Origin of the sequence: Dactylosporangium sp. NPDC005555 (assembly GCF_040605635.1) — a bacterium.
In the GTDB taxonomy this organism is placed as follows: domain Bacteria; phylum Actinomycetota; class Actinomycetes; order Mycobacteriales; family Micromonosporaceae; genus Dactylosporangium.
In genome coordinates this window covers 1-1,996 of record NZ_JBEXDG010000154.1, presented here as the reverse complement: position 1 = coordinate 1,996, position 1,996 = coordinate 1, and the positions used below count along the sequence as shown (strand labels likewise).

At 68.1% G+C, this 1,996-nt stretch carries 1 protein-coding gene; it reads left to right on the top strand.

Features of this window, described 5'->3' with window-relative positions; translation table 11 throughout:
* Positions 1 to 41: 41 nt before the first annotated feature.
* The coding region (locus ABZS58_RS51180) for a chemotaxis protein CheA (protein WP_354792102.1) at positions 42 to 1,996 on the top strand (1,955 nt) is incomplete at its 3' end.

Here is a 1,996-nt window from a genome sequence, read left to right as displayed (position 1 = left end):
GGGAGTCGTTGTTGTCGCGTCTGCGTGATGGTGCGCAGGGTATGACGCCGTCGACGACGGATGCGTTGTTGCGGATGGTGGACACGGTCCGTGGGCTGCTGTCGGAGATCGAGGAGCACGGTAGGGAGCTGGAGGGCGACGACACCGGTGTGATCGCCGCTGTCAACGCCTGCATCACCGACGGCTCGGCCCCGGCCAAACCCGCCCCCGCCCGCCCCGCTGCCCCGGCCGCCGCGGCCGCCGCGCCCGCCGAGGACGCTCCTGGGAGCGCTACCGCTGAGGGTGTCGGGTCTGTCGTTGCCGGGGAGGTCGTCGAGGCCGCGTCCGCCGCGCCGGCCGTCGAGGTCGTCGTCGTCCAGCCGGTGACCGTCGTGGCGATCCCGCCGGCCGCGGAGACCTCAGCGGCACCAGCGGCACCAGCGGCCCCGGCCGCCACGCCACCGCCCGCCGCTGCGAGCGCGCCGCCGTCCGCCGCCCCTCCCGCGCCGTCCAAGGGCAGGCCGGCCGCTGCCGGGCAGCCGCCCACCGCCGCCGCCGACGACACCGGGACGAAGCGGAGTGTGGCGGATCAGTCGATCCGGGTGGATGTGGATCTGTTGGACAAGTTGATGAATCTGGTGGGGGAGTTGGTGTTGACCCGGAATCAGTTGATCCGGGCGATCGGGTCGGTGGCGGATCCGGGGATGACGCGGACGGGTCAGCGGTTGAATTTGATCACGTCTGAGTTGCAGGAATCGGTGATGAAGACCCGGATGCAGGCGATCGATCATTTGTGGTCGAAGTTGCCGCGGGTGGTGCGGGATCTGTCTTCGACGTTCGGTAAGCAGATCCGGTTGGCGCAGGAGGGCAAGGAGACCGAGCTCGATCGGTCCCTCCTGGAGGCGGTGAAGGACCCGCTGACCCATCTGGTGCGGAATGCTGTGGATCATGGGATTGAGAGTCCTGTGGAGCGGGTGGCGGCGGGGAAGGGTGCTGAGGGGACGTTGACGTTGCGGGCCTATCACGAGGGTGGGCATGTGATTGTCGAGGTTCGTGATGATGGTTCGGGGATCGATCCGGACAAGATTGCCAGGATTGCGGTGGAGAAGGGTCTGGTGTCGAGGGATCAGTTGGCGGCGATGGATCGGCGGGAGGTTCTGGGGTTGGTGTTCCGGCCGGGGTTCTCCACCGCGAAGGCGGTGACGAATGTGTCGGGTCGTGGTGTGGGTATGGATGTGGTGAAGACGAATATCGAGCGGATCGGTGGTGCGGTTGATGTCGATTCGGTGGTGGGGAAGGGGACGACGTGGCGGTTGACGATTCCGTTGACCCTCGCGATCATTCAGGCGTTGACGATCGAGTGTGGTGATGAGCGGTATGTGATTCCGCAGGTCGCGGTGCATGAGCTGGTCTACCTCGACGGGCAGTCCGGACGCGTCGTCGAACACGCCATGGGTGCGCAGGTCTACCGGCTCAGGGGCAAACTCCTGCCCCTGGTGTACCTCGACGAGACCCTCGGCCTGGCCCGCGACGGCGAACGCGACCGCGACCGCGACGTCTACGTCGCCGTCCTGCAGGCCGAGGGCAAGCGTTTCGGCCTGGTCGTCGACCGTGTCCTGAACACGGAGGAGGTCGTCGTCAAGCCGCTCACGAGCCGGTTCAAGGACATCGGTGTCTACGCGGGCGCCACCCTCCTCGGCGACGGGCGGGTCGCGCTGATCCTCGATGTCGCGTCCCTCGCCCGCCGGGCGCAGCTCGCAGCGGGCGCCGAGGACAAGGACGCCGACACGGCGGTCCGGCGCGGCAACGGCAACGGCGGCCGGCTGCTCATCGCCGGTGTCGGCGACCGCAGGGTCGCGATTCCCCTGGACATGGTCACCCGTCTGGAGGAGTTCCCGGTGGAGCGGATCGAGCGCACGGGCAGCCGTGAGGTGGTGCAGTACCGGGACCAGATCCTGCCGGTGCTGCGCCTGTCGCACATGCTCGGCGCGTACGAGACGGAATCCGGACCCACCGT